The organism is Burkholderia sp. Se-20378 (assembly GCF_017104665.1).
GTDB classification, from domain to species: domain Bacteria; phylum Pseudomonadota; class Gammaproteobacteria; order Burkholderiales; family Burkholderiaceae; genus Burkholderia; species Burkholderia lata.
The window spans coordinates 1-5,879 of sequence record NZ_JAAGPG010000516.1 but is presented as its reverse complement, the minus strand read 5'-3'; the positions used below and the strand labels follow the sequence as shown (position 1 = coordinate 5,879).

Sequence of the window (5,879 nt, the reverse complement as noted above, 5' to 3'; positions counted from 1 at the left end):
CGACCGCGCGCGCCGCGTTCGTCGAAGTCGACACGATCGATCCGGCGCTGGTCACGGTCGGGCAGCCCGGCGCGGCCGGCGGCCGCTCGACGCTGACCGTGCTCGACCTGTGCCTCGACGCGGCACTCGCCGGCGACATCGACGCAATCTGCTTCGCGCCGCTGAACAAATACGCGATGAAGCTCGGCGGCCTGAAACACGAGGACGAGCTGCACCACTTCGCCGAAGCGCTAGGCGTGACCGGCTATTTCTGCGAATTCAACACGCTCGGCGAGCTGTGGACCGCACGCATCTCGTCGCACATTCCGCTGAAGGATGCGCCGGGCTACCTGAGCATCGAGCGGATCGAACAGGCCTCCGAACTGATCTACCGGTCGCTGCTCGCGAACGGCGTCGCGGCGCCGAAGGTGGCGATCGCCGCGTTCAACCCGCACGGCGGCGACGGCGGCAGCTGCGGCCGCGAGGAAGTCGACATCATCGAGCCGGCCGTACGCAAGCTGCAGTCGCGCGACTGGCCGACCGACGCGCCGTTCCACGGCCCGTTCCCCGCCGACACGATCTTCCTGAAGGCGCAGGCCGGCGACTACCAGGCGATCGTCACGATGTACCACGACCAGGGGCAGATCGCGATCAAGCTGCTCGGCTTCTCGCGCGGCGTGACCGTGCAGGGCGGGCTGCCCGTGCCGATCACGACGCCCGCGCACGGCACCGCGTACGACATCGCGGGCCGCGGCACGGCCGACGTCGGCGCGACCTGGCAGGCGCTGCAGATCGCCTGCCGGATGGGCGCCGCGCGCCGCACCACCCCCGTTTCGGCGTAACGTTCGCGCGCCCCTTACACACGACAACACCGATTCCCGGAGACACCCTCATGAAAATCCGTTCCGTCCGCGCCCGCGTATTCCAGTGGAAAGGCAAGACCGTCCCGCCGCAGGGCAACTTCTGCTCGAACGCGATGGACCTGCTGTACGCACCGCAGGAAACGATGAGCACCTTCCGCTTCCATTCGTGGACGGTCGTCGAAGTCGAAACCGACGACGGCATCGTCGGCCTCGGCAACGTCGCGCTCGCGCCGCATGTCGCGAAGGTGATCATCGACCAGTACCTCGCGCCGCTCGTGATCGGCCAGGACCCGTGGGACTACGAATACCTGAACCAGCGGATGTATCGCGCGACCCACGCATGGGGCCGCAAGGGCATCGGCATGGCGGCGATCTCGGCGGTCGACATCGCGATCTGGGACATCCTCGGCAAGAGCGTCGGCAAGCCCGTGTTCAAGCTGCTCGGCGGCCGCACCAAGGAAAAGATCCCCTGCTACTACTCGAAGCTCTACCGCACCGACCTGCGGGAGATGCAGGACGAGGCGCAGCGCTATCTGAAGGAAGGCTTCCGCGCGTTCAAGATGCGCTTCGGCTACGGGCCCGCGCACGGGCAGCAGGGCGTGACAGAGAACCTGAAATCGGTCGCGGCGATCCGCGAGGTGATCGGCTACGACAACGACCTGATGCTCGAGTGCTACATGGGCTGGAACCTCGAGTACGCGAAGCGGATCCTGCCGAAGCTCGAGAAATACCAGCCGCGCTGGCTGGAAGAACCGGTGATCGCCGACGACATCGACGGCTATGCGGAGCTGAACCAGCTCACGCGCATTCCGATCTCCGGCGGCGAGCACGAGTTCTCGCTGTACGGCTTCAAGCAGCTGCTGGACCGCAAGGCCGTGTCGGTCGTCCAGTACGACACGAACCGCGTCGGCGGGATCACGATGGCGCACAAGATCAACGCACTGTGCGAGGCGTACAGCGTGCCGGTGATTCCGCATGCGGGCCAGATGCACAACTATCACCTGACGATGAGCACGCTCGCGTCGCCGATGAGCGAGTACTTCCCGATGTTCGACGTCGAGGTCGGCAACGAGCTGTTCTATTACATCTTCGACGGCGAGCCGGTGGCCGAGAACGGCTTCGTGCAACTGCGCGACGACGTGCCGGGCCTCGGCCTCACGTTGAAGACCGAGTTCCTCGACCAGTTCGACATCGTCGAGTGAGGCCCGCCATGCACGCACGCTACCAGGGCGTCTTTCCGGTCGCACCGACGATCTTCGACGCGCGCGGCGCGCTCGACCTCGACGGCCAGCGCCGCTGCCTCGACTTCATGATCGATGCCGGCTCGCAAGGCATCTGCATCCACGCGAATTATTCGGAGCAATTCACGCTCGGCGACGACGAACGCGACCTGATCACGCGCATCACGCTCGAGCACGTCGCGGGCCGCGTGCCGGTGATCGTCACGACGTCGCACTTCAGCGCGCGGATCTGCGCGGCACGCAACCGGCACGCGCAGGCGATGGGCGCGGCGATGGTGATGGTGATGCCGCCGTACCACGGCGCGACGTTCCGTGTGCCCGAAGCGCAGGTGCGCGCGTTCTTCCGCGAAGCCGCCGACGGCCTCGACATTCCGCTGATGATCCAGGACGCGCCCGCGAGCGGCGTCGCGCTGTCCGCGCCGTTCCTCGCGTCGCTCGCCCGCGAGATCGACGCGGTGTCGTACTTCAAGATCGAGACGGCCGGCGCCGCGTCGAAGCTGCGCGAGCTGATCGCGCTCGGCGGCGATGCGATCGAGGGGCCGTGGGACGGCGAGGAAGGCATCACGCTGCTCGCCGATCTCGATGCCGGCGCGACCGGCGCGATGACGGGCGGCGGCTATCCGGACGGGATTCGCCGCATCACCGACGCGTATTTCGCCGGCCGCCGCGACGAAGCCGTCGAGCAATACGCGCGCTGGCTGCCGCTGATCAACTACGAGAACCGCCAGTCCGGCTTCCTGACCGCGAAGGCGCTGATGCGGGAAGGCGGCGTGATCGCGTGCGACGCACCGCGCTCGCCGTGGCCCGAGCTGCATCCACAGGTACGTGCCGGCTTGCTCGACGCGGCGCGGCGGCTCGATCCGCTCGTGCTGCGCTGGGGACGCTAGACGCCAGGCACCCGGCATCGGTTCAACCGTGCAACGCCGCAGGGCGTTGCGCACCGGCGGCCGGTACGACACCGGCGCGTCACGGCGTGACAGCGGTCCATCAGAAGACCGCCGCCGCCCACCACCCAGACTGGAGACACCATGACCCTGTTGAACCCGGCCACCCCGGCCTACGAAGCCGGCGAAGCCATTCCGCGCCGCCGCTGGCTGCGCGTGATTCCGCCGCTGCTGCTCGCCTGCATCATTTCCTACATGGACCGCGTGAACATCGCGTTCGCGATGCCCGGCGGGATGAACGCCGATCTCGGCATGGACGCGACGATGGCCGGCCTCGCCGGCGGCATCTTCTTCTTCGGCTACCTGTTCCTGCAGATTCCCGGCGGCCGGCGCGCGGCGCTCGGCAGCGGCAAGACCTTCATCGCGTGGTCGCTCGTGAGCTGGGCCGTGCTGTCGGTGCTGACCGGGCTCGTCACGCACACCTGGCAACTGCTGACGCTGCGCTTCCTGCTCGGCGTGGCCGAGGGCGGGATGCTGCCCGTCGTGCTGACGATGGTCAGCCACTGGTTTCCCGATCGCGAACGCGGCCGCGCGAATGCGATGGTCATCATGTTCGTGCCGCTCGCCGGCATGATCACCGCGCCGCTGTCCGGCTTCATCCTCGCCGCGTACGACTGGCATCACCTGTTCTTCAGCGCGGGCGCGCTGTCGCTGCTGTGCCTCGTCGTGTGGCTGATGTTCGCCGACGACGGCCCGGAGACGGCGCGCTGGGTGTCGCCGCGCGAGAAGGCCTACATCCTCGACGCGCTGCGTGAAGAACAGGAACGCAAGCGCGCGGCCGGCACGCCGGCTGCCGCGTCGTTCGGCGAGATGCTGCGCAACCCGACGATCTGGCTGCTGATCGCCATCAACTTCTGCTATCAGGTCGGCATCTACGGCTATACGATGTGGTTGCCCACCCTGCTGAAAAACCTCACGCACACCGGGATGGGCAAGATCGGCCTGCTCGCGATGCTCCCGTATGTCGCGATGGTGATCGGGATGTTCGTCACGTCGTATTTGTCTGACCGAACCGGCAAGCGCCGACTGTTCGTGCTGCTGCCGCTGGTCGGCTTCGCCGCGTGCCTGGCGCTGTCGGTGCTCACGCATGCGTCGATGGCCGTGTCGTTCGCGTTCCTGATCGGCTGCGGCTTCTTCCTGCAGGCAGCCGCCGGCGTGTTCTGGGCGATTCCGCCGAAGCTCTGCAGCGTCGAGACGGCCGGCAGCGCGCGCGGCCTGATCAACGCGCTCGGCAATCTCGGCGGCTTCTGCGGCCCGTATGCGGTCGGCGTGCTGACCCAGCACGTGAGCGCGGCGGCCGGCGTGTACAGCCTCGCGATCACGCTCGCGGTGGCCGGCCTGCTCGCGCTGACGCTGCCGAAACGCTGCGAGGACTGAGCCCGGCTACACGAATACGCAGGCTTGCTGACGAATTGACGGAGACACCACCATGAACGACATCCTGTTGCTGGTGCAGAAATGCGCCCACACCTTCAGCTTCTACGACCTCGACACGAAAACCGCGCTCAAGCACGTCGTGCTGCCGAACTTCCCGCACGAATTCACCGTCGACGTGAACGAGCGCTTTGCGTACATCGGCATCTTCGGGATCGAAACCGCGTGGTCGCGCGGCCATGAAGGCGATCACCGGATCGCCGAGATCGATCTCGTCGCCCGCACGCACACGCGCATGCTCGACCTGTGGCCGTACTACCGGCCGCACGGGATGGCGAGCGACCGCGACGGCCGGCTCTACGCGATGAGCGAGGCGCACGACATGCTGCTCGTGTTCGACGAGCCGACCAGACAGCCCGTGCCGAACATGGCCGTGCCGTCCGGCGGCGTGAAGACGCACCTCGTCACGCTCACGCGCGATGCGAGCCGCGCGTATGGCGTGCACCTGCTGTCGAATACGGTCACGCAATTCCATCCGCGCGACGCGACGGTCGCGCCGCGCGCGGTGATGCCCGGCCCGCGCCCCGAAGGCAATGCGCTGTCGAGCGACGAGCGCACGCTGTTCGTCGCGAATCGCGGCGACGATACGCTGGTCGAGATCGATACCGACACGATGACCTGCGGCCGCCGCGTGAAGACGCGCAGCGATCCGAACCGCATCTACCGCACGAGCGCGCCGGACGGCCGCGACCTGCTGCTGCTGACCAATTCGGGCGAGCGGTCGATCTCCGTGTTCGATGCGCGGCAGTTGGAGGAGATCGAACGCATCGCGCTGCCCGCGAACCCGACCGCGCTGTCGTTCCATCCGTCGCGGCGCGTTGCGTACGTGTCGTTCCAGGACGACTACGTGCGCGAGCTCGATCTCGACACGTGGCGGTTCGTCGGCGCAATGGCGACGCTGCGCGAGCCCGACGCGTCGTACGTGCTCGCCGGAGCCCGCTGACATGCGCGACGCGTCGCCGCTCGACGGCATGCCGGATGCGCTCGTCGATGCGCATCACCACCTGTGGCGACTCGATGCGGGCGCGCACTATCCGTGGCTGCAGGAAGACTACGATCCGGCGCGCTTCATGTTCGGCGATTACGCGGCGCTGTGCCGCGATTTCGGGGTCGACGAACTCCTGCGCGCGGCGCAAGGTGCACCGATCGTCGCCAGCGTGCACGTCGAGGCCGAGCGGGCGCGCGACGAGGCGCTTGCGGAAACGCGCTGGCTGCATGAAGTCGCCGCGCATCACCCCCTGTGGCGACTCGATGCGGGCTCGCACGATCCGTGGCTGCCGGAAGACTACGGTCCGGCGCGCTTCATGTTCGGCGATTACGCGGCGCTGTGCCGCGATTTCGGGGTCGACGAACTCCTGCGCGCGGCGCAAGGTGCACCGATCGTCGCCAGCGTGCACGTCGAGGCCGAGCGGGCGCGC

5 protein-coding genes and 1 pseudogene are annotated in these 5,879 nt (G+C 67.6%); all 6 read left to right on the top strand.

Annotated features, from left to right (window positions below; all coding sequences use genetic code 11):
* The coding region (locus tag G3N93_RS32635; protein ID WP_206134808.1) for a 4-hydroxythreonine-4-phosphate dehydrogenase PdxA at positions 1 to 821 on the top strand (821 nt) is incomplete at its 5' end.
* Positions 822 to 871: 50 nt separating this feature from the next.
* Complete coding sequence (locus tag G3N93_RS32630; protein WP_011356645.1) at positions 872 to 2,044, top strand: L-rhamnonate dehydratase; 1,173 nt, start codon at positions 872 to 874, stop codon at positions 2,042 to 2,044.
* 8 nt (positions 2,045 to 2,052) lie between these two features.
* Entirely contained in the window at positions 2,053 to 2,970 is a 918-nt protein-coding gene (locus G3N93_RS32625) for a dihydrodipicolinate synthase family protein (protein WP_206134807.1), read from the top strand.
* A 141-nt stretch (positions 2,971 to 3,111) separates the two neighbouring features.
* The gene (locus G3N93_RS32620; protein ID WP_174939587.1) at positions 3,112 to 4,404 is read left to right on the top strand and encodes an MFS transporter; all 1,293 of its coding nucleotides are present in this window, start codon (positions 3,112 to 3,114) and stop codon (positions 4,402 to 4,404) included.
* Between the two features lie 52 nt (positions 4,405 to 4,456).
* A complete protein-coding gene (locus tag G3N93_RS32615; RefSeq protein ID WP_206124497.1) occupies positions 4,457 to 5,404 on the top strand; it encodes a YncE family protein in 948 nt (315 codons plus the stop codon).
* Between the two features lies 1 nt (position 5,405).
* Positions 5,406 to 5,879, top strand: a pseudogene (locus G3N93_RS41830) (hypothetical protein); the annotation flags it as partial.